18 protein-coding genes are annotated in these 21,684 nt (G+C 55.8%); 9 read left to right on the top strand and 9 right to left on the bottom strand.

Features of this window, described 5'->3' with window-relative positions:
• Positions 1-20: 20 nt before the first annotated feature.
• From fhuA to hrpB, 7 genes are all read right to left on the bottom strand, one after another.
• Positions 21-2,276 (bottom strand): ferrichrome porin FhuA, encoded by a 2,256-nt coding sequence (gene fhuA / locus ACR42C_RS03995; RefSeq protein WP_316380917.1) that lies wholly within the window; start codon positions 2,274-2,276, stop codon positions 21-23.
• Positions 2,277-2,479: 203 nt separating this feature from the next.
• Entirely contained in the window at positions 2,480-3,484 is a 1,005-nt protein-coding gene (locus ACR42C_RS03990) for a fimbrial protein (RefSeq protein WP_479984791.1), read from the bottom strand.
• Positions 3,485-3,496: 12 nt separating this feature from the next.
• On the bottom strand, positions 3,497-5,974 hold the full coding sequence (locus tag ACR42C_RS03985) for a fimbria/pilus outer membrane usher protein (protein WP_479984790.1): 2,478 nt from the start codon (positions 5,972-5,974) through the stop codon (positions 3,497-3,499).
• Between the two features lie 19 nt (positions 5,975-5,993).
• The gene (locus ACR42C_RS03980; protein ID WP_479984789.1) at positions 5,994-6,707 is read right to left on the bottom strand and encodes a fimbrial biogenesis chaperone; all 714 of its coding nucleotides are present in this window, start codon (positions 6,705-6,707) and stop codon (positions 5,994-5,996) included.
• A 43-nt stretch (positions 6,708-6,750) separates the two neighbouring features.
• The gene (locus ACR42C_RS03975; RefSeq protein ID WP_166710153.1) at positions 6,751-7,359 is read right to left on the bottom strand and encodes a fimbrial protein; all 609 of its coding nucleotides are present in this window, start codon (positions 7,357-7,359) and stop codon (positions 6,751-6,753) included.
• Between the two features lie 295 nt (positions 7,360-7,654).
• Positions 7,655-10,180: a bifunctional glycosyl transferase/transpeptidase gene (mrcB, locus tag ACR42C_RS03970; protein ID WP_166710151.1), complete on the bottom strand. Its 2,526-nt coding sequence runs from the start codon at positions 10,178-10,180 to the stop codon at positions 7,655-7,657.
• Positions 10,181-10,398: 218 nt separating this feature from the next.
• Entirely contained in the window at positions 10,399-12,828 is a 2,430-nt protein-coding gene (hrpB, locus tag ACR42C_RS03965; protein ID WP_479984788.1) for an ATP-dependent helicase HrpB, read from the bottom strand.
• Between the two features lie 74 nt (positions 12,829-12,902).
• On the opposite strand from hrpB, the gene thpR reads away from it, so the two are divergent.
• The 9 genes from thpR (at position 12,903) to panD (ending at position 19,838) form a co-directional block, all read left to right on the top strand.
• Positions 12,903-13,457 (top strand): RNA 2',3'-cyclic phosphodiesterase, encoded by a 555-nt coding sequence (thpR, locus tag ACR42C_RS03960; RefSeq protein WP_479984787.1) that lies wholly within the window; start codon positions 12,903-12,905, stop codon positions 13,455-13,457.
• Positions 13,447-14,151 carry a DNA/RNA nuclease SfsA gene (gene sfsA, locus ACR42C_RS03955; RefSeq protein WP_116342572.1) on the top strand — a complete coding sequence of 235 codons (705 nt, stop codon included), beginning with the start codon at positions 13,447-13,449 and terminating at the stop codon, positions 14,149-14,151. The genes thpR and sfsA overlap by 11 nt, the downstream gene beginning before the upstream one ends.
• A gap of 176 nt (positions 14,152-14,327) precedes the next feature.
• Positions 14,328-14,783, top strand: a complete 456-nt coding sequence (gene dksA, locus ACR42C_RS03950; protein ID WP_013095632.1) for an RNA polymerase-binding protein DksA — start codon at positions 14,328-14,330, stop codon at positions 14,781-14,783.
• Positions 14,784-14,842: 59 nt separating this feature from the next.
• A complete protein-coding gene (gluQRS, locus tag ACR42C_RS03945; RefSeq protein ID WP_116342570.1) occupies positions 14,843-15,733 on the top strand; it encodes a tRNA glutamyl-Q(34) synthetase GluQRS in 891 nt (296 codons plus the stop codon).
• A gap of 42 nt (positions 15,734-15,775) precedes the next feature.
• Positions 15,776-17,173: a polynucleotide adenylyltransferase PcnB gene (pcnB, locus tag ACR42C_RS03940; RefSeq protein WP_028015552.1), complete on the top strand. Its 1,398-nt coding sequence runs from the start codon at positions 15,776-15,778 to the stop codon at positions 17,171-17,173.
• On the top strand, positions 17,170-17,649 hold the full coding sequence (folK, locus tag ACR42C_RS03935; protein ID WP_316380928.1) for a 2-amino-4-hydroxy-6-hydroxymethyldihydropteridine diphosphokinase: 480 nt from the start codon (positions 17,170-17,172) through the stop codon (positions 17,647-17,649). The genes pcnB and folK overlap by 4 nt, the downstream gene beginning before the upstream one ends.
• Before the next feature lie 121 nt (positions 17,650-17,770).
• A complete protein-coding gene (gene panB, locus ACR42C_RS03930; RefSeq protein WP_479984786.1) occupies positions 17,771-18,562 on the top strand; it encodes a 3-methyl-2-oxobutanoate hydroxymethyltransferase in 792 nt (263 codons plus the stop codon).
• A gap of 11 nt (positions 18,563-18,573) precedes the next feature.
• Positions 18,574-19,425 carry a pantoate--beta-alanine ligase gene (gene panC / locus ACR42C_RS03925; RefSeq protein ID WP_479984785.1) on the top strand — a complete coding sequence of 284 codons (852 nt, stop codon included), beginning with the start codon at positions 18,574-18,576 and terminating at the stop codon, positions 19,423-19,425.
• Between the two features lie 32 nt (positions 19,426-19,457).
• On the top strand, positions 19,458-19,838 hold the full coding sequence (gene panD / locus ACR42C_RS03920; RefSeq protein WP_006810068.1) for an aspartate 1-decarboxylase: 381 nt from the start codon (positions 19,458-19,460) through the stop codon (positions 19,836-19,838).
• 3 nt (positions 19,839-19,841) lie between these two features.
• On the opposite strand, the gene ACR42C_RS03915 is transcribed toward panD, so the two are convergent.
• Positions 19,842-21,089: a polysaccharide deacetylase family protein gene (locus ACR42C_RS03915; protein ID WP_320720888.1), complete on the bottom strand. Its 1,248-nt coding sequence runs from the start codon at positions 21,087-21,089 to the stop codon at positions 19,842-19,844.
• A gap of 63 nt (positions 21,090-21,152) precedes the next feature.
• Positions 21,153-21,593 (bottom strand): PTS sugar transporter subunit IIA, encoded by a 441-nt coding sequence (locus tag ACR42C_RS03910; RefSeq protein WP_479984784.1) that lies wholly within the window; start codon positions 21,591-21,593, stop codon positions 21,153-21,155.
• Between the last annotated feature and the right edge of the window lie 91 nt (positions 21,594-21,684).

Here is a 21,684-nt window from a genome sequence, read left to right as displayed (position 1 = left end):
GAACCGTGCCCAAAAAGCGATTAGAAGCGGAAGGTCGCGGTGGCAACAACCTGACGTTCGGCACCCCAGAAGCAGCCGTAGGTATTGAAGCAGCTGGCGACGTATTCACGATCGAACAGGTTGTTCACGTGAAGCGCAACGTTAGAGCCTGCCATGCCAACGCGAGCAAGATCGTATCTGACCAGCGCATCCACCACGGTGTAGCTGCCTACTTTGAAGGAGTTCGCCGGATCGCCATAGCTGGAGCCCGTATAACGCACGCCGGTACCCAGCGTCAGACCGGACAGTGCACCATCAAACAGCGTGTAGTCGCCCCACAGCGACGCCATGTGTTTTGGCACCTGAGCAGGCGTGTTGCCTTTGTAGTTGGTGTCCGTGGTGTACTCGGCATCGGTGTAGGTATAAGAACCGACAACGTTCACGCTCGCAGACAGGGCCGCTTTCGCTTCCAGCTCTACGCCACGGGCGCGGATCTCGCCGCCTTCAACGGAGAAGAAGGAACCCGCAGGGTCGGCCATCAGGTTGTTGGTTTTAGTCAGTTGGTACAACGCACCGGTGACAACGATCGGACGATCGTTCGGCACGTATTTCACGCCCGCTTCGTACTGTTTGCCTTTAGACGGTGCAAAGACGTTGCCGTTCGCTCCGGTCTGAGAAGCCGGTTCGAACGATTCGCTGTAGCTAAAGTACGGGGTGACGCCGTTATCGAACAGGTAGTTAACACCGCCACGCCAGGTGAACTGGGTGTCATTACGCTCGGAAGTCGTATTTGTCACGCGGTTGTAAGATTCTTGATTGGCCCAGTCATATCGACCACCCAGCGTTACCAGCACTTTATCCCACTCGATCTGATCCTGAGCATAAATACCGGTCTGCTTTTGCTTGTTCAGCACCTGATAAGCACCTGACGGCCCGGGATGTGAACCGAAATCGAAATCGCTACGATCGAGGTTATAGATATCAGAGGGAGCTACGGAACCGGCATAACCAAACCACGAATCGATGTCATTACGCATGCGCATAAAATCAACGCCGGTCAGAAGCGTATGATCGAGCGAACCCGTCGCGAACTTGCTCTGCAACTGCGTGTCGACAGTGAAGTTTTCCAGCTTCTCGTTATCGATCACATACTGGCGAGTCAACGTATGACCCCACTGCGATTGAGGAATGCTGGCGCAAGGGCTGGATGCCGGATTACTCGAATAGAGCGGGTCAGAACACATACCGTAGCCGTAGACGCTGTTTTGCGAGGTTTTATTCTGCGCATAACGCAGGTTCTGACGCACGGTAAAGGTATCGTTGAATTCGTGGTCGAAGCTGTATCCCACCATCTTCTGGTTACGGGAATAGGTGTTGTTCTTCGCGCCTTCGTTGAAGTTCGTTGGCAGACGATCGCCGTCAGGCAGCGGATCAACCGTCCCCTCTTTTGGCAACCAACCGTAGTAGCCCGTTTCAGGCTCGTTCTGGAAGTAAGAGAGGAATGTGAAGGTGGTCTTCTCATCCGGACGCCAGGAGAACGATGGCGCGATGGCATAACGCTGTTCGCCTTTACCTTCCTGCTGCGAATTGTTCGAACGCGCAACGCCCGTCAGACGGTACGAGTAAACACCGTCATCATCGATCGCATCGCTAAAATCAAAGCCGGTCTGGAACAGGCTGTCCGTACCCACCTTGAACTGGATCTCTTTCAGCGGTTCGGTTGTCGGGCGCTTACTGACCATGTTCAGCAAACCGCCAGGGCTGCTTTTGCCGTACAGAACGGAAACCGGACCGCGCATGATCTCGGCGCGCTCCAGCATGTAAGGGTCAATTACCGCGTCGTTGTAGAAATTCCCCTGCATTTTCATGCCGTCGAGGTAGTTATTCTGCGACTGCCCATCCGCCGCGAAGCCGCGAATGATCAAATAGTCATAGGTATTAGACGCACCGCGCGTGCCTACCGCAACGCCCGGCGTGTAGCTCAGGGCTTCTTTCACCGAGCGCGGCTGGTGCAGCGCCATCTCTTCGGCCGTCACCACAGAAATAGACTGCGGAACCTTCTGGATTGGCGTATCCGTTTTCGTGCCGGTGGCGGATTGCCTTGCAGCGATAGTCGCAGCGGGCCCCCAGGCACTTTCCTGGGCAGCAGGTGCTGCGGTTACCGTAATGGTTTCTTCTTTTTTCTGGGTTTCGGCAGCATGTGCGTAAGTCGACATGCCGGCAACCGCTGTGGCTACGACCGCCGCGACTTTACGCAGCGACGTGGTAATTGGCTGAGCAGTATTGGAAAGCGCCATGTTTATCTCTGATGGAAAAGTGAATGATAACGTAAACGAGAATTATTATTATGACCGCAGAATAATATGCGAAACGCTGGTTGCATAGCAAGCAGTAAGCGGCCCTACAAGATTTAAGGGTTTAAGAATTAACCAGATGAAAACAGGGGGTTAATAAGTGTAGTGAAATGATCGTTTAAGCCCGCCGGAGCGGGCAGGATGGATTATCGGTAAAAGACTTCGAACGTCGCGACAGAGTCGACTTTGCCGGCTTTAATCTCTCCCGTCTTGATGTAGCGGGCCTTGAGCGGGATCTCGACAGGGACTTTGTCCTGCGTACTGGTTATGGCCGTGTAGTTCTGATCAAAGTGCAGCACCGTATTATTCTGGTCAAGGATCTGTATGCCGACGCCATCGGCGGCAGAGTCTCCGGCAGCAATGCCGAGAATATTGCCGTTCGTGACCCCCGTTGAACCCGCGCTGGTAAACTGATAATCAACCTTTGTGCCCGTCGCACAGTCGGTGATTTCAATCCTGAAGCTGCTGTCCGTGAGTATGTCTGAGTACTGGCCGTTAAAGTCCTGGGTGTTGACCGTTTTCAGCGGCACATAAATGTTTCGGTCAACCAGGTTACAGGTGTTGGTTGTAATGCGAACGCTGGCAGGAGAAAAACGCATCTCACCTATCACCGCGTTGCCCAGAATGTCCATTGAGGTTAATCGTGAGGTATCGAGATACCCTTCCTGGATATCGCCCGTGACCACCAGCTGTGCGGCGGCACGAAATACCGATTTGCTTTGCGAGCTTCCATGTGTCGATCCCAGATAGTGCATCGGCCTGAGGATATCTTCCTCGTTGTAGCTGGGGAACTGCTCGTTCGACGATGCCGCACGGATGCCAATACCCGGCACGTTGGTCTGGTAAACCCCGGTCATCACATCCTCCCGCGCGTCGGTATCGGTCAGATACAGATATCCGCGCCGAATTTGCGCTTCACCGCTACAGTCCACCAGCACCTCTTTACTTTCAACGCTGGCATCATAAATCACGGTGCCGACGGGCGTATCGGGCTGGACAATAATCACCGGAGGAAGTTGAAACGTTACGACAGCATCCACGCCAGCGCTGCCGTTAAAGGTACATTCAGCCCGGGCTGAATGGAAAAAAAGGCCCGCCAGCAAAAGCAGCACGGGCGAGAGAAACGTATTGACTGAACGGTGGAGAATCATGAAATACCTCTGTTAATGGCAGTTGACCGTTGCTTTGACGATCCCTGCCGGGCTCTCTGAAGGAATATCCAGCGTCCCCTGACACTGCCGATCGCGCTCTTCCCCCCACTGCACACTAAACATGGTTTTGCCGGACAGCCCCGTCAGGTAAACCTCACCGTCATCACCCACGATGGCAGTGGTGTTATCCAGCGCTACGACGGCACCAAACGGCACGGGTTTGCCCGCATAAAGCAAAGTCACCAGCGCGCGTCGTCCAACGCGGGCATCGAAGGTGGCGTGCAGCGCGGCGCCTTTCGTCGGGACGAGATCCTTCGTCGCCGCGTCGATATCAATATCTTCCCGATCCTGAGTGTTGACCGTAATGACGTTGTGTCGATAGGCGGTCAGGGAGGGAACGATCGCGTTACCAAAACGATCGGTTGAAATGCCGCGTCCGTTTTGCACTTTGACGTTATCGCCATCTTTAATGTGCACAATGGCGAAGGCGTCGCGCACGGGTTGCCCCAGCGTCACGCCATGCTCGTGAGCAACGATTGACCCCTGAGCGCTGTAATTCCACTGTCGATTGTCGCCGCCGTAGCTGTACCCCATCCCCACTTCACCGGAAGCGCCGCGGTAACGCCCGGACAGGCTGCCACCGTAGCCCGTATCCTGGCTGGCGTAGGTCTGCTGGAGGTTATAGCTCAGCTTATTGTCCTCAAGAGCAGTACCGCCGAGCCCGACCTGATGCGAAACAAACCCACCGCTGGCGGTGTTAGCGCTGTAGGTTACCCAGGCATCAGGCAGCCATTTCGATAAGGGAATATTGACCGTCAACGCCATTTGCCGGTCGGTATCGGCATCTGGCGTGCGGGTCAGGTTGTAGCTTATCGACCAGGTGATATTGCGCCAGCTGGAGCTCAGCCCCGCGCTGACGCTACGTTCGTGGCCGTCCATGTCCCAGTAATCCTGCTGATAGCCGTTGAGATAGGCCGAGCCCCAGTCTGAAATACGCTGGGAAAGGTTGAGCTGCATGCGGCTACGGCGGTTGTTGGTTCTGCGGTAGGTATAAATGCCGTCATCGATCTCGCTGTCACGCTGATCGAGAGCTTCCTGAAAGGTATAAAAACCCGAGGTGGAGTAGCGATAGCTGGCAAGCGTCACGGTCGTATCCGTGTCAGGAATATCTTTCGAATACTGAGCCCGCCAGGATAAACCGCTGGCATCGTCACGTCCGTCATCAAACGCGGTACGCGCGGCGGTGAGATCGACAGATGCCGAGCCGAAGTGTCCCAGGTCGGCGCCGAGCCCCAACAGCAAAGCATGATACAGGGACGCCCCCATCGCGCCGGTATACGCCGTAACGCCGTAAGGCAGACCATAGATGGCCGTGCCTTGCGCAAAGATCGGTTCATCTTCACCTTCATTACCGCGATAGCGCCCAGCTGCCAGTGAATACTTAAAACCACCTTCCCGCTGCAACACCGGCACCGAGGCGCTGGCCTGGATGAAGCTATGCTCGCTGCCGTCCGCCTCTTCGACAGTCACTTCCAGATCGGCGCCGGATGTTACCTGGCTTAAATCGCGGATCTCAAACGGCCCCGGCGAGACGTTCGTTTGATAAATGATGTAGCCGTTTTGCTTAATAGTGACTTTCGCATCGCTATTGGCAATACCGCGCACGACAGGCGCAAAGCCCTGCTGGCTGACGGGCAGCATAGAGGAGTCCGTTTCCAGCTTCACGCCGGTCATCTGGACGCTGTCAAAAAGCTCGCCGTTGGTATACGTCTGGCCAATCTCAAGCTGGCTTTTTAGCGTTTTGATGTCGCGTTGTAACGTGCTGGCAATGGCCTCCCAGCCGGAAGCGTCGCTCCAGGTGCTGTTATTACGCAGCCGCCACGCTCCAAGGTTAATCCCCGACTCCAGGCCAAGCCAGGTCGAAGAAGTTTTGCCCGTGCTGTAGTGCTGCTGAGAACCGCTGAGTTGATAGCTTGTCCAGGCGGCAGGTGCGCCGTCATCCCAGAATTTTGGATGTATCGCGCCAGCGGCAGTGTGGTCGCGATACGCCTGCGGGATGATCAGCTTCAGGGTCTGGTCATCCTGATTGTATTCGTAACGCGCATTTTCAATAAAATGGGAGATATCGCGAACGTAAGCGCCGTCATCCAGATCTTTTAAGTCCGGGATCGCGTCGACTTTCACGCCGTAATCACGCAGGTCCGCTTTCGTTAGCTCCGGCAGCAGGCGCTGTTTATCGTCAGAGAGCACGAAGGCGATGGGACGTTTATCCACAACGTCCCGATCCCACATAACTGTCGTGAGGTAGCTTCCGGCTAGTAACCCGTTATCGTTGATGAAGTTTTGTAGCGTAGAGGTATTTTCGAGCGGCGTATCCAGTTCAAGGATCCGCAGGTTAAATTCGTCATCGGCACTTGCAGGCTGGATCGCGGCGAGCAGCGCCAGCGCGATCCCGGATAGTACCTGTTTGTGGAGCAGAGATGACGACATAAAATACCAACATGATTATTTAAAGAGCCTGTTTGCGTTGCGGGGTCTGTCCACCGAAATCGTTGATTGCCGTCCAGGTCACCGCGCCCTTTGCTGAATTCGGTAACGCGAAACGCTGCTCGCTGAACGGTGCCACCATCATGGAAATGGCTCCAGGCGTGGTTTTGGTCTCTTTCACCGGCACGCTTTTCCCGCCAACGGCAAGCTCGCCAAACGAGACGTAAAACGGTGTCGGGTTGTTTGCGATAAGCGTGTCACCCTGGCGATGGAAAGTGATTTTTTCATAGGCACTCAGCGCATCGGTTTCTTTCAACTGAGCGGGGCGCCAGAACAGTTTGAGGCGCGTTTTCATCGCAAACTGCAGCGTATTTTTCTCTTTCAGCTCAGGTGAAAGTGCCGATACCGATTTAACGTTCGCCAGAAACAGTGATTCCCGGTCTGCGGGCAGGCTTTTTTTATCGCCGGTAAAAATAACGTGCAAAAGGGTTTGACGATTTTCCTGCAATTTGTAAACAGGAGGCGTAATAATGAAAGGCGCTTTTGCATCATTGGGATAACTGACCCAGCTTTGCACCAGATAACGCGTATGAGGATCTTTATTTTTAAGTGCTATTTGAACTTCAGATTTATTCGATGGATAAATAATTCGCGTACCGCCGAGAACAACACTTGCCTGTACTGAACAGCAGGAAACAATTAAACAACCACATAACAATTTAAAGAAAGTCTTCATACAATGTTCCAAAAAGGCAGCCGTTCAGGCTGCCAGTCATTGCTTAGCGGTAGACAACCTCGAATGTTGCAGAGGAGGAGTAATGGCCTGCAGTTGGCGCGGTATCCCCCACCTGAATCACTTTCGCGGTGTAGTTAAAGACAGAAGCCGTTGCCCCGGTCGCGTCGTTATTCACATCGGTACCCGCATCCGGTACTGAACCGTCGAAAATAACATCGCCTTTTGAGCCGTTATCATTGCTGACGATAATACCTACGTTGGTCGCATTACCTGCGCCTGTCAGATCGTTCTTCAAACGCTTGTACGCGGCGTCTGTCGTCGTGCCGCTGAACTTGAGGTTCAGTTTAGCGACCAGAGGGTCACATTTTTTCACTTCAATCTTAAAGGCTTTTGAGGTGCCAACCGTACCATCAGCGCCAAAATCCGAAGGATAGGTATCGGCGAAAGTGACGGTGGAAGCGTTAGTTCCGGATCCATCCACGTTAATTTCGCAGGTATCAGCAACAATTTTTCCGGCAAAGTTCACCGTACCGGAATCGTTCGATGCAAATACAGGCAAAGACAGCGCGGCCATTATGCTTCCGGCTAATAACGAAGAAACAACATACTTATTCATAATAATATCCTTATATTTGATGATAGAGGCATCCATTCTCGCTACGAATATTTCGCGTTAGAATGTTCTCCGACAGTTACGCCACTAACTCTTTAGAAATATCCTTAGAGAAAGTGAATTTCTTGAGGAGATTACATCAGATTTTTCTTCATTATGTCCAGAGCGGACAATGAGGCGAGACATACAGTTAGCCACAACCGCATGTTTTAAATGAAAAATACATGAACTTAAAAATACTTAATTTAAGATTTAATTTTTTTAATAATTACAAAGTGTAAATCACAAAAAAAGCCGCTTTAATATAAAGCGGCTTTTTTATTCAGGAAATTAATTAGTTTCCACCAAACATGTCCTTGATCCAGCCGGCCACGCCATCACTGTCTTTCTTCTCGTTCTGCTGCTGAGCCGGTTGTTGCTGCGGCTGCTGCGGCTGAGAAGATTGATCGAACGGGTTGCCCGTTGGCTGTTCAGGCTGGCTCTGCTGGCACAGCGAGTCCGGGTTGGTCGTCCAGACCGGCAGGGTACGCATCCCCCCGCCGCAGACAAAGTTCCCGGAACCATCCACGCCCATATCGACGATATCTTCCGGCGCAACCAGATTTAGCGGCACAGGTGACTGGTTCGCCAGGTAGCGCTGGTAAATCGACATCGCCCCGCTCGCCCCGTACAGTTTGGTCGGCTGGTTGTTGTCACGGCCTACCCAGGTAATCACCACTTCACGGCCATCAATACCGGCAAACCAGGTATCGACGTTGTTGTTGGTGGTCCCGGTTTTACCCGCCAGATGCAGACCAGGATACTTCGCCCCCAGCTGACGACCGGTACCGCGCTGCACAACCTGCTGCATCGTCCACAACGTCATATAGGCCGCCTGCGCGGGAACGGCACGTTCCGCCTGCGGGAAGCTCTGATACAGCACGGAGCCATCTTCGGCAATCACCGAACGCAGGGCAGAGAGCGGTGCGCGGTTCCCCCCGCTGGCAATGGTCTGGAACGCCTGCGCTACTTCGATCGGCGTCAGGTTAAGCGCCCCCAGAATCATCGCCGGAACAGGGTGCAGCTGATCTTTCGGTACGCCCAGCTTCTGCCAGGTATCGACAATGGCCGGCAGACCCAGCGCCATACCGAGGTTAACCGTTGGTACGTTCATGGAGCGGGTTAACGCATCCACCAGCATCACCTGGCCGCTGAACTGTTTATCATCGTTCTGCGGTGACCATACCTGGCCGTTAGGCTGACGCAGGGAGATTGGCGCATCGGCAATCCAGGTGTTCAGGCGATACATATTCGGCTGGCTCAGCGCGGTGAGATAGGTCGCCGGTTTAGCCAGAGAACCAATCGAACGACGCGCCTGCATTGCACGGTTGTAGCCCGCATACTGCGGCTCGGCGCCGCCCACCATCGCACGCACTTCGCCAGTGTTACGGTCAACGACCACCATCGCGGTTTCAAGATCGCTCAGCTTGCGCTGTTTCTTCAGCGCCGGGATCCCTTCAACCGCCGCTTTTTCTGCCGCGTCCTGCGCCACGGAATCAAAGGTCGTGAAGATCTTCACGCCGGAGAGATCTTTGACTTTATCCCCGAGCTTAGACTGCAACTCCTGACGCACCATCTGCATGAAGGCAGGCTGTGGAGAGATCACCCCACCGCGCGGCTGCACGCCCAGCGGACGTGCACTCAGCATGTCGTACAGCTCCTGGTCAATGACCTGCTGCTGTTGCAGCAGGCGCAGCACCAGGTTACGACGCTCCAGCGCCAGTTTAGGGTTGCGCCACGGGTTGTAAATGGACGCCCCTTTCACCATGCCCACCAGTAGCGCCTGCTGGTCCAGGCTGAGCTCTTCCACCGGGCGGCCAAAGTAGTACAGGCTCGCCAGCGGGAAGCCGCGGATCTCGTTATCGCCGCTCTGGCCGAGGTACACCTCGTTCATGTACAGCTCAAGGATACGATCCTTGCTGTAGCGCGCATCCATCAGCACGGCCATGTATGCTTCGTTGGCTTTACGCCAGTAAGAACGCTCGCTGGAGAGGAACAGGTTCTTCACCAGCTGCTGGGTCAGCGTACTCGCTCCCTGCACGGTACGGCCAGCAGTCAGGTTCGCCAGCACCGCACGGCCGATGGAGTAAAGGCTGATACCGTCGTGCTCGTAGAAGTGGCGGTCTTCGGTTGCCAGCAGAGTATCCACCAGCAGGTCCGGGAAGCCGTTACGCGCCACGAACAGACGCTGCTCGCCGTTCGCCGACGAAAGCATGGTGATCAGACGCGGATCGAGACGGAAGAAACCGAACTGGCGGTTGTTGTCCATGTTCTCGATGGTTTCCAGCCGATCGCCGTCAAAGGTCAGACGCGCGCGCACCTGCCCTTCTTTGCTGTCCGGGAAGTCGAACGGACGACGGATCATCTCAATGCTTTTCGCCTGCACCGTAAACTCGCCCGGGCGCGTCATCTTCGTGACCTGACGATACTGTGTGGCCTGCAGCAGTTTCACCATCTCGTTCTTGCTGATGGACATATCCGGCTCAAGGTTCACCATGCGACCATACACTGCCGCAGGCAGCTGCCAGACTTTCCCGTCAATGCGGCTGCGGATCTTCTGATCCAGATAGACGCCGTAAATTGCGATCAGCACCACAAAAACAATAAACAGCTTCAGCAGCAGCCAGAACCAGCCACGCTTGCCCCGAGGCTTACGCCCTTTGCCTTTCCCTTTACGCGGCATAGGTTCTTCATCCTCATAATCGTCTTCATAGTCATCGTCATAGTCCTCATCTCTGAGGCGACGACGGCTTATCTTTTCTTTCGCCGGACGCGCGGGTTTTCCCTTACGTCCAATTGGCTCGCGGTCATTCCCCGCCATGCTTTTTCTCCGCAACTTTCAGGCGCAAAGGCCAGATTTTCTTTTCTTCCACAGGCCTGTGAAAGAAGAAATCTCTCAAAATAAACAGCAAGACTTTCCTGTCAGGAAAGTCTTTAGTGTTTTCTCCCTCTCCCTGTGGGAGAGGGCCGGGGTGAGGGCATCAGGCCGCACTCATCAGTGCAGCACTCATCAGGCCGCACTCCCCTCTTTCACCTAACTCATGAATACTTCTTCGTGCGCCGCGTCGGCGCCGTATTCGCCGGATCGTCCGGCCAGACGTGTTTGGGATAGCGCCCTTTCATCTCTTTCTGCACTTCACGGTAGCTTCCCGCCCAGAACGCCCCCAAATCGCGGGTGATCTGCAACGGACGATGCGCAGGCGAGAGCAGCTCAAGTACCAACAGCACACGCCCTTCAGCAATAGACGGCGTGGTGGCTTCACCAAACATCTCCTGCATCCGAACCGCCAGCGCCGGAGGATTATCCTCATGATAACGAATGGCAATCCGGCTCCCGGTGGGCACAGTGTAATGCCCTGGAAGCTCACTATCCAGACGTTGACGTAATGACCAGTCCAGTAAATTCTGTAACGCGGTCTTAACATCAAGCGCCTTAAGGGCGCGCAGAGAGTGCACGCCGCTCATTTGTGGCAATAACCAGTGCTCAAGCGTGGCCAGCAGCGTCTCATCATCCACCGCTGGCCAGCCGTATTCCGGTAGCCACTTCGCGGCGCAGTGCAGACGAATACGGTACTGTTCGACCTCCGGCGTCCAGTTCAGCACGCCCAGCCCTTTTTCCCGGATGCCGTTCAGCATTGCCTGGTGTAACTCTTCTTCCGACGGCTTCGCCAGCGGTTTCGTCCCGAGGATCAGTTTGCCAATCTGGCTACGCCGAAACGCCTTCAGCGTCCCCTGGGCGTCATCCCATTCCACGATGTCCGATTGCTGGAGCAGCTGCGGGCAGGTGCGCGTCAGGGCGTCTACGTCCACGGCAATCGCCTGCAGGATACGCGCATCCGGAGACTGGCTGCCCTGAAGCAACAGCGGGGCGATCAGCCACTCGTGACGCGTCAGGGCATCATCGCTGTCCAGCATCGCCCCCATACCGTTTGCCAGCTGATAGCGACCGTCAAGCCCGCGGCGGCGCGCAATCCTGTCCGGGAAGGCCAGCGCCAGCAGGGAGGCAATCTTATCGCCGTCAGGTGAACCGCCCCGGCAGTTCAAGCGTTTGCACAGCTGCTGCGCCCGCTGCTGCCAGTTTCCCTGATTGCGCGAAAACGCCTGCCCCAGATCGCTGCTGCCTCCGCGCGGCGGTTCCTCGAGAATAGCCGCCAGTTTCGCCGCCGTGGCAATTTCATCTTCTCCCTGCGCGGCCACCAGCATCGCCGCCAGACGCGGATCGTTGCCCAGCGCCGCCATTTTCTGACCGCGCGCCGTCAGACGTTCACCTTCCAGCGCGCCAAGCTGAGTCAGCAGGCTGCGCGCGGCGGCGAGGTTCACGACGGGCGGCGGATTGAGCCAGGTGAGCTGTTCAGGGTCCGGGCAGCCCCACTGCAGAAGATCCATCACCAGCCCTGAGAGATCGCTTTGTAAAATCTCCGGCGTGCTTTGCTGTGCCGCGCGTTCAGCGTGCTCCGCGCTGGTCAAGTGCAGGCAAATCCCCGGCTCAAGACGCCCCGCACGGCCCGCGCGCTGCACCATTGACGCCTGGCTGATGCGCTGCGTCAGCAATTTCGTCAGCCCGGTGCGCGGATCAAAGCTCGCCACCCTCTCCTGCGCGCTATCCACCACCAGGCGAATGCCTTCGATGGTCAAACTGGTTTCGGCAATGTTGGTTGCCAGCACCACTTTACGCTGCCCCGCCGGGGCGGGAAGGATGGCTTTACGCTGCTCGGTCAACGACAAGGCACCATAGAGCGGGCAAAGCATAACGTCAGTGCCCACCCTGGAGGCCAGCCGCTCCTGCACGCGCTGAATCTCCCCCACGCCGGGCAAAAACAGCAGCAGCGAACCGGGCTCCTGGCGAAGCAGGTCAGCAGTGGCAACAGCCACCGCTTCGTCAAAGCGCTGATGGGCAGGAAGCGGCAGATAGCGGCGCTCAACAGGGAACGCTCGACCTTCGGAGGCGACAACCGGCGCATCGGGCAGCGTCTGCTGCAGCCGCTCGTTGTCCAGCGTCGCCGACATAATCAGCAGCCGGAGATCGTCGCGCAGTCCCTGTTGTACATCCAGCAACAGCGCCAGGGCCAGATCCGCCTGCAGGCTGCGCTCGTGAAACTCATCCAGAATCACCAGCCCGACGCCGGTCAGCTCCGGATCGTTTTGCAGCATGCGGGTGAGAATGCCCTCGGTGACCACCTCAAGACGCGTGGACGGGCCGACGCAGGTTTCGGCACGCATCCGGTAGCCCACCGTTTCACCCGGTTTTTCATTCAGCAGTTCCGCCAGCCGCTGCGCCACGTTGCGCGCGGCCAGCCTGCGCGGCTCGAGCAGGATGATTTTTCCGGCAATCTTCCCCTCTTTGAGGATCTGCAACGGCAGCCAGGTAGATTTACCCGCCCCCGTAGGCGCGTTAAGCAAAACCTGCGGGGCATGTTGTAAGGCAGCGAGAAGCTCAGGAAGGACGACGGCGACCGGCAATGAGGACACTAACAGCTCCAGAGGGTTAACATTAGTCGGCGTACATTGTAGCATCGGCGCATATCATTACCGAGTCCCCCCGAATGTCTGAGTCGAAACGGCTGTTTTTTGCCATTGAATTGCCCACCACCGTACAGCGGCACATCGTTCGCTGGCGCGCGGAACATTTTCCGCCGGAAGCGGGCCGACCCGTTGCGGCAGCCAACCTGCACCTTACGCTGGCGTTTCTGGGTGACGTGAGCGCCGAAAAACAGCGGGCGTTGGCCGCCATGGCCGGGCGAATTTCTCAGCCACCGTTTACGCTGCACCTTGACGACGCGGGCCAGTGGCTGCGTTCGCGCGTGGTCTGGCTGGGGACGCGCCAGCCGCCGCGCGGGTTGTTACAGCTTGCCAATATGCTGCGCTCGCAGGCGGCGCGAAGTGGCTGTTATCAAAGCCCGCAGCCGTTTCACCCGCACATCACGTTATTGCGCGATGCCGGTCAGGCCGTTGCCATCCCGCCCCCGGGCTTTCATTGGACTTTTCCGGTCAATGAATTCGCGCTTTATGAATCCGTCTTTGCACAGGGACGCACCCGCTATACGCCGCTACAGCGCTGGACGCTGGGCGACACCACAAGGAATTCTGATGAAGTTTAGTCCTGCACTCCAGTCCGCCACGCTGATCCAACGCTACAAACGCTTCCTCGCGGACGTGGTGACGCCGGAAGGCGAAGCACTCACCCTGCACTGCCCCAATACCGGCGCCATGACCGGTTGTGCCGCGCCGGGTGACACGGTCTGGTATTCCACGTCAGAGAATACTAAACGCAAATATGCCCATACCTGGGAAATAACCGAGACGCAAAACGGGGCATTTATTTGCGTTAACACCCTGCGCGCAAATCAGCTCGTTAAGGAAGCGCTGACTAATGGCGCCATTCCCGAACTGGTGGGTTACGGTACGCATAAAAGTGAAGTGAAATATGGCGATGAAGGCAGCAGAATTGACTTCATGTTACAGGCGGAAGACCGGCCTGAGTGCTATATTGAAGTAAAATCAGTGACGTTAGCGGAACAGGAAAATGGCTTCTTTCCGGATGCGGTAACGCTACGCGGGCAGAAGCATCTGCGAGAGCTAATGAGTGTTGCGGCGGCGGGCAAACGCGCCGTATTGCTGTTTGCGGTTTTGCATTCAGCCATTGAACGGTTTTCCCCTGCCCGCCATATCGATCCTAAATACGCACAACTGTTGAATGAGGCACAAAAGCAGGGGGTAGAGGTTTTAGCTTATAAAGCGGAACTTTCTGCCGATAATATGACTCTGAGATCGTCTCTTCCCATTGTCTTATAAGGGATTAGACGATTGATGAATAAGTGTTCTGGCCGCGTGCGCAAATACGCTTTTCCTCACAGGCTTGTCAAGTGTTACGTTTAGATAATTGCCATACGGAAAAGCATCTGCTATTTATAGCGACCTGATTTTTCCCCCAACACGGGGATCGATAGTGCGTGTTAAGGAGAAGCAACATGCAAGAAGGGCAAAACCGTAAAACATCGTCCCTGAGTATTCTCGCCATCGCTGGGGTGGAGCCGTATCAAGAGAAGCCGGGCGAAGAGTATATGAACGAAGCCCAGCTGTCGCACTTCAAGCGTATTCTTGAAGCATGGCGTAATCAACTCAGGGATGAAGTGGATCGCACCGTTTCGCATATGCAGGATGAAGCGGCTAACTTCCCTGATCCGGTAGACCGTGCCGCTCAGGAAGAAGAGTTCAGCCTCGAACTGCGTAACCGTGACCGCGAACGCAAGCTGATCAAAAAGATCGAGAAAACGCTGAAAAAAGTCGAAGACGAAGATTTTGGCTACTGCGAATCCTGCGGTGTTGAAATCGGTATTCGTCGCCTGGAAGCGCGTCCAACCGCCGATCTGTGCATCGACTGTAAAACGCTGGCCGAAATCCGCGAAAAACAGATGGCCGGCTAACGCCAGCGCTGTTTACACACTCCAAAGGCGGGAGTCTCTCCCGCCTTGTTACTGTTGATATGTCTGAATCACACTATATTGGGCGCTTCGCGCCATCTCCTTCCGGTGAATTACACTTCGGCTCATTAATTGCCGCGCTCGGCAGCTACCTGCAGGCTCGCGCCCGCCAGGGCAAATGGCTCGTACGCATTGAAGATATTGACCCTCCGCGTGAAGTTCCCGGTGCTGCAGACACCATTCTGCGTCAGCTGGAACATTACGGTCTTCACTGGGACGGCGACGTCCTCTGGCAGTCAAACCGTCATGAAGCCTACCGGGAACGTCTGGCCTGGCTTAGCGCTCAGGGGCTTTCCTATAACTGCACCTGCACCCGCGCGCGTATCCAGAGCGTGGGAGGGGTTTATGACGGCCACTGCCGCACGCTGAATCTTCCCCCGGAAAATGCCGCCGTACGGATAAAGCAGCGCTTCCCGGTGACGTGCTTTAACGATTTACTCTCCGGCGAAATCCATGCTGATGAGCGCCTCGCGCGCGAGGATTTTATTATTCACCGCCGCGACGGCCTTTTCGCCTATAACCTGGCCGTGGTCGTCGACGATCGTTTCCAGGGCGTCACGGAAATTGTGCGCGGGGCAGATCTGGTCGAACCGACGGTGCGACAAATATCGTTGTATCATCAGTTTGGCTGGACAGCGCCGGATTACATTCATCTGCCGCTGGCGGTCAATGCGCAGGGCGTTAAGCTGTCCAAGCAAAACCACGCCCCGGCCCTGCCAGACGGCGATCCGCGTCCTGTTTTGATCGACGCGCTGCGATTTCTCAACCAGAATGTAACCAACGAATGGCAGGATCTGTGCATTGACGAACTGCTGAAAATAGCCATTGCCAACTGGACGCTCACGGCGGTGCCAAAAATCCAGCATTCTCAAATGCGTTGCGCTGAGCTATGATTAGCCGCTTTTTTCATAACAAAACACACTACGAGGTGTACCATTTTTACCCGAGTCGCTAATTTTTGCCGTAAAGTGCTAAGCCGCGAAGAGAGCATGGCGAACGACGCTATTGCACAGCCACACATGTCGGTTATTCCGCGTGAGCAGCACAATATTTCCCGCAAAGATATCAGTGAAAATGCCCTCAAGGTACTCTATCGTCTGAATAAAGCGGGCTACGAGGCCTATCTCGTTGGCGGTGGGGTGCGTGATTTACTGCTGGGCAAAAAACCGAAAGATTTCGACGTGACGACCAGCGCCACGCCTGAGCAGGTGCGCAAATTATTCCGTAACTGTCGTCTCGTTGGCCGCCGTTTCCGTCTCGCTCACGTGATGTTTGGGCCAGAAATTATCGAAGTGGCGACCTTCCGCGGCCACCACGAAGCAGGCGCATCCGATCGCACCACGTCACAGCGCGGCCAGAACGGCATGCTGCTGCGCGACAATATCTTCGGTTCTATCGAAGAAGATGCCCAGCGCCGCGACTTCACTATCAACAGCCTTTATTACAGCGTGGCGGATTTCACAGTGCGCGATTACGTCGGCGGCATGCAGGACCTGAAAGAGGGTCTGATCCGTCTGATCGGCACGCCGGAAACGCGCTATCGCGAAGATCCGGTGCGCATGCTGCGCGCCGTGCGTTTTGCCGCCAAGCTGAACATGCGCATCAGCCCGGAAACCGCAGAGCCTATCCCGCGTCTGGCAACGCTGATTAACGACGTACCACCTGCCCGCCTGTTTGAAGAGGCGCTGAAGCTGCTGCAGGCTGGCTACGGGTTTGAAACCTACAATCTGCTGCGCGAATACAACCTGTTCCAGCCGCTGTTCCCGACCATTACCCGCTACTTCACCGAAAACGGTGACAGTCCAATGGAGCGCATGATTGCGCAGGTGCTGAAAAATACCGACACCCGCATCCATAATGATATGCGCGTGAACCCGGCGTTCCTGTTTGCGGCGATGTTCTGGTATCCCCTGCTGGAAACGGCTCAAAGAATCACCCAGGAGAGCGGCCTCGCCTATTACGATGCCTTCGCGCTCGCCGCGAACGACGTGCTGGACGAAGGGTGCCGCACGCTGGCAATCCCGAAACGTATTACCACGCTGGTGCGCGATATCTGGCAGCTACAGCTGCGCATGTCCCGCCGTCAGGGCAAGCGCGCCTGGAAGCTGATGGAGCATCCAAAATTCCGCGCGGCCTTCGATCTGCTGTCGCTGCGTGCGGAAACTGAACGTAATCAGGAGCTGCAGCGTCTGGCGCAGTGGTGGGCTGAGTTCCAGGTTTCCGCCCCGCCGGAGCAGAAAGATATGCTGACCGGGCTGGATGAAGAGCCTGCGCCGCGTCGCCGTCATCGTCGGCCGCGCAAACGCGCGCCGCGTCGTGAAGGGACAGCATGACCCTCGCGTATATCGCCATCGGCAGTAATTTAGCCTCTCCGCTGGAGCAGGTTAACGCTGCCGTACAGGCCCTGGGTGAGATCCCGCAAAGCCGTATCGTGGCGGTCTCCTCGTTTTACCGCACCCCGCCGCTCGGCCCGCAGGATCAGCCTGATTATCTGAACGCCGCCGTGGTGCTGGAAACGGCCCTCGATGCCGAAACGCTGCTGGACAATACCCAGCGCATCGAGCTACAGCAGGGGCGCGTGCGTAAAGCCGAACGCTGGGGGCCGCGCACGCTCGACCTCGATATTATGCTGTACGGCCATGAAGTAATTAATACCGAGCGCCTCACCGTACCGCATTACGACATGAAAAACCGTGGCTTTATGCTCTGGCCGCTCTTCGAAGTGGCACCCGATCTCACCTTCCCGGACGGTACCGCATTAAAGACCGTTCTGAGCAACCTCAACGCGGAAAGACCCGCTCGCTGGTGATCCTCTCCCCCACCGATTGACCGCAAAATAATTGTGGTTAATCGGTTACCTAAAATCATTGTTCCCTCGAATGTTACTGTTAGAATGCGCAAAGATTCGCTTTGGGCTATCAGGAAACAGTATGAAACCAACCACCATCTCCTTACTGCAGAAATGCAAACAGGAAAAAAAACGCTTCGCCACCATCACCGCGTATGACTACAGCTTCGCCAAACTGTTTGCCGAAGAGGGTATCAACGTTATGCTGGTCGGAGATTCGTTAGGGATGACGGTACAAGGACATGATTCCACCCTGCCGGTCACGGTTGAGGATATCGCTTACCATACCCGCGCCGTGCGCCGTGGAGCCCCTGCCTGCCTGCTGCTTTCCGACCTGCCGTTTATGGCCTACGCCACGCCAGAGCAGGCATTTGAAAACGCGGCGGCGGTAATGCGCGCGGGCGCTAACATGGTCAAAATTGAAGGCGGCGCCTGGCTGGTCGATACGGTGAAAATGCTCACCGAACGCGCGGTACCGGTGTGCGGTCATTTGGGCCTGACGCCGCAGTCCGTCAACATCTTTGGCGGGTATAAAGTGCAGGGCCGCGGCGACGCAGCCCAGACGCTGTTTGATGATGCCCAGGCGCTGGAAGCCGCTGGCGCGCAGCTGCTGGTGCTGGAGTGCGTGCCGGTTGAGCTGGCGAAACGCATCACCGACGCGCTAACCATTCCGGTGATTGGTATTGGCGCAGGCAACGTGACCGATGGTCAGATTCTGGTAATGCACGACGCCTTTGGCATTACCGGCGGGCATATTCCGAAGTTTGCCAAAAATTTCCTTACCGAAGCGGGCGACATGCGCGCTGCGGTCAGGCAGTATATTGCCGACGTTGAATCCGGTGTTTACCCGGGTGAAGAACACAGTTTCCATTAAGGAGTCTCGTTGTGCTAATCATTGAAACCCTGCCGCTGCTTCGCCAGCATATTCGTCGCGCGCGTCAGGAAGGTAAACGTATCGCACTGGTCCCAACGATGGGCAACCTGCATGACGGCCACATGAAGCTGGTGGACGAAGCAAAAGCCCGCGCAGATATCGTGGTGGTCAGTATCTTCGTTAACCCAATGCAGTTTGACCGCGCCGATGACCTGGCACGCTATCCGCGCACCCTGCAGGAAGATTGCGAGAAGCTTAAAAAGCGCCACGCAGACATCGTCTTCTCACCGGCCCCGGCAGATATCTACCCGCAGGGTACCGACGAGGCGACGTACGTTGATGTCCCCGGCATTTCCACCATGCTGGAAGGCGCCAGCCGCCCTGGACACTTCCGCGGCGTCTCCACCATCGTCAGTAAGCTGTTCAACCTGGTGCAGCCGGACGTTGCCTGCTTCGGTGAGAAAGATTTCCAGCAGTTGGCGCTGATCCGCAAGATGGTTGCCGATATGGGATACGATATTGAGATTGTCGGGGTGCCGATTGTGCGTGCGAAAGACGGTCTGGCGCTCAGCTCGCGCAACGGCTACCTGACCGCTGACCAGCGTAAGCTCGCACCGGGCTTGAGCAAGATCATGAACACCATGGCGGAACAGCTGCTGGCGAAAGAGCTGGCCGCAGAAGAGATCGTCGCCCTTGCAGAGCAGGCGCTGAACGACAAAGGCTTCCGCGCTGATGATATTCAAATCCGCGATGCTGATACCCTGCTTGAACTGACGCAGACCAGCAAACGCGCGGTAATTCTGGTGGCGGCATGGCTCGGCCAGGCACGCCTTATCGACAATAAAGTGGTTGAGCTGGCGTAGTTCTTCACCCTGGATAATTAAAGGTAAACGTAATGATTCGCAAAATGCTGCAAGGTAAGCTTCACCGTGTGAAAGTCACCCAGGCCGACCTGCACTATGAAGGCTCCTGCGCCATTGACCAGGATTTCCTCGACGCGGCGGGTATTCTTGAAAACGAAGCGATTGATATCTGGAACGTGAACAACGGCAAACGCTTCTCCACCTACGCCATTGCCGCCGAGCGCGGCTCCAAAATCATCTCCGTTAACGGCGCAGCAGCGCACTGCGCGGACGTGGGCGATATCGTGATCATCGCCAGCTTCGTGATGATGTCTGACGAAGAAGCGCGCCGCTGGCAGCCAAAAGTGGCCTATTTTGAAGGCGACAACGACATGAAGCGTACCGCGAAGGCGATTCCTGTTCAGGTTGCCTGATCGTTACCCCTGCGGCTGATTGCTGATCAGCCGCGACATGGTCTCCAGAGAATCCGTTCTTAATATATACAAACGCTTCAGTAAGAACGGATTATCCCCCGGCTTCACCTTCCCTTTCACTGTGGTCACCGCAAGATGAAAACCGGCGTCGTTCGCCGCCTTGATCGCTTTATTGTCGTAGCCACCAAACGGATAGGAAAGGTACAGCACGCGCGGATTAAACTGCGACAACGCGCGACGAGAACGTTCAAAATCAAACAGGATCACGTGATAGCTGCGGCTCAGCAAGATCGGGTGTTTATACCCGTCGACGCGGTGCAGGAAGTGAGTATGAGACTGAATGTCGAACACGTCCTGAATGCCCTTAATTTCCTGAACGCTCATAAACTGCAGCGATTTCGGGTCCCACTTCTGCGGATGGCCTTTAATTCGTGAGGAAATGATAAACGCCGTCGCGTTGAAGCCATATTGTTTCAGAACCGGATACGCGTAGCGGCTCACCGACTTCAGACCGTCGTCAAAGGTAATCACCACCGCCTTTGCTGGCAGGTTCATCCTGTTACGCACGTAGCCTTCCAGCTGGTACATCGTCAGCGTGGTGTACCCCTGGTCGCGAAGCCAGGTCATCTGGTTGCTGAACGCGCGTACGCTGGTGGTCGTGGAAGTATGACGAAAACGGGTGTTCTCCTCATCGCGCAGAATATGGTGGTAGGTCAGAACCGGAATGCCGTTATCTTCCTGCGCATCCAGGCTGCTGATCCACGCCAGACGATTGCCAATGCGGATCTGAAACCAGGTCTGATTCAGACGGTCTTTAAGTTTGTTCAGAATGGGATAACGCAGGTTGGCGCTAAGGGTGCCAAAAGGCGCACTTCCGCTGCTGGGCGCGTTATAGACGGGCGTATCTTTCCAGGTGATGAGGTTCTGGTTACTGAGCGGCTTGTTCAGATCGCCCAGGCTGTCCTCAACGCGCTGTTTGCCCTGCACTTTCTCAAGGTGATCTTTATCGATAAACCCCGTGCCGAATCCGAAGCGAAATTCATAATAATCCGCCGCAGCGGGAAAGACCGCGAGGATCTGCCCGGCGCGAATATTGCCTACGTTAACCACCTCATTCCCCACCTGGGACCAGATGGCCGCATCCTCAGTGGTTTGCATATATTGAGCAGGAAGCCCTTGCTGACTTATCAGGCTGGCAGACGCTCCGCCGGAAACCAGCAGCAAAAGGAGAAAGATAACGCGCATGAACATAGGATATTAATCGACACAGGAAATCAGTCGCCATTGTAGCAAAAGCGACATCAATACCAATGTTTAATGCTTATACAGATCGTGAAGCAGAACGAAAGGCGGGTTCTTCTGCTGCTGGTGCCACAGGCTGCTCACTTCCGGCAGCCCCTCTGCCACGATGGCGTGACGAAACGCGGCGCTGCTTAACGAGGCACGAAGCGGATACACGGTTTCGAGTAAAGGCAGGCTGATACCGGAGATCACTTCACAGTTATCATGCTTGTGGCTCAGTAACGCCGCGGCCCGGTAAGGCGCGGCCCCGGATTTATCGGTAAGAAAAATGACCCCATCACCGGTGTCCGTTTCATGCAGGGCATCGCACATCATCCGGCTGAGCATGTTGGTGCTCAACCCGCGCCAGTAATTTACCGCCCGGCATTGCGCCAGCGGGCCAAATCTGGCCTCAAGCTTGTCCAGCATTTCCTGCGCCTGTTCATCGTGGCAGGTAATAACCCATCCCAGCATAACTCTCTCCTTAGCAGGCAAGTAGTTTAGCGAAGTGAAGGTTTGCTTACGGTGATAACTGTCAAAGAAAGTGCCCGGCAACCAGAACGTC

The sequence above is a fragment of the Enterobacter sp. MG-EB028 genome (assembly GCF_056673305.1).
The sequence above is the reverse complement of the archived record's forward strand: the minus strand, read 5'-3'. Positions and strand labels throughout refer to the sequence as shown.

Bases quoted from the DNA above. Each gene is read 5' to 3' on its own strand.
- thpR (WP_479984787.1), top strand. From the start codon at position 12,903: ATGTCTGAGTCGAAACGGCTGTTTTTTGCCATTGAATTGCCCACCACC.
- ACR42C_RS03980 (WP_479984789.1), bottom strand. From the start codon at position 6,707: ATGAAGACTTTCTTTAAATTGTTATGTGGTTGTTTAATTGTTTCCTGC.
- gluQRS (WP_116342570.1), top strand. From the start codon at position 14,843: ATGTCTGAATCACACTATATTGGGCGCTTCGCGCCATCTCCTTCCGGT.
- mrcB (WP_166710151.1), bottom strand. From the start codon at position 10,180: ATGGCGGGGAATGACCGCGAGCCAATTGGACGTAAGGGAAAACCCGCG.
- sfsA (WP_116342572.1), top strand. From the start codon at position 13,447: ATGAAGTTTAGTCCTGCACTCCAGTCCGCCACGCTGATCCAACGCTAC.
- ACR42C_RS03915 (WP_320720888.1), bottom strand. From the start codon at position 21,089: ATGTTCATGCGCGTTATCTTTCTCCTTTTGCTGCTGGTTTCCGGCGGA.
- folK (WP_316380928.1), top strand. From the start codon at position 17,170: ATGACCCTCGCGTATATCGCCATCGGCAGTAATTTAGCCTCTCCGCTG.
- ACR42C_RS03975 (WP_166710153.1), bottom strand. From the start codon at position 7,359: ATGGATGCCTCTATCATCAAATATAAGGATATTATTATGAATAAGTAT.
- panD (WP_006810068.1), top strand. From the start codon at position 19,458: ATGATTCGCAAAATGCTGCAAGGTAAGCTTCACCGTGTGAAAGTCACC.
- dksA (WP_013095632.1), top strand. From the start codon at position 14,328: ATGCAAGAAGGGCAAAACCGTAAAACATCGTCCCTGAGTATTCTCGCC.
- fhuA (WP_316380917.1), bottom strand. From the start codon at position 2,276: ATGGCGCTTTCCAATACTGCTCAGCCAATTACCACGTCGCTGCGTAAA.
- ACR42C_RS03990 (WP_479984791.1), bottom strand. From the start codon at position 3,484: ATGATTCTCCACCGTTCAGTCAATACGTTTCTCTCGCCCGTGCTGCTT.
- panB (WP_479984786.1), top strand. From the start codon at position 17,771: ATGAAACCAACCACCATCTCCTTACTGCAGAAATGCAAACAGGAAAAA.
- ACR42C_RS03910 (WP_479984784.1), bottom strand. From the start codon at position 21,593: ATGCTGGGATGGGTTATTACCTGCCACGATGAACAGGCGCAGGAAATG.
- ACR42C_RS03985 (WP_479984790.1), bottom strand. From the start codon at position 5,974: ATGTCGTCATCTCTGCTCCACAAACAGGTACTATCCGGGATCGCGCTG.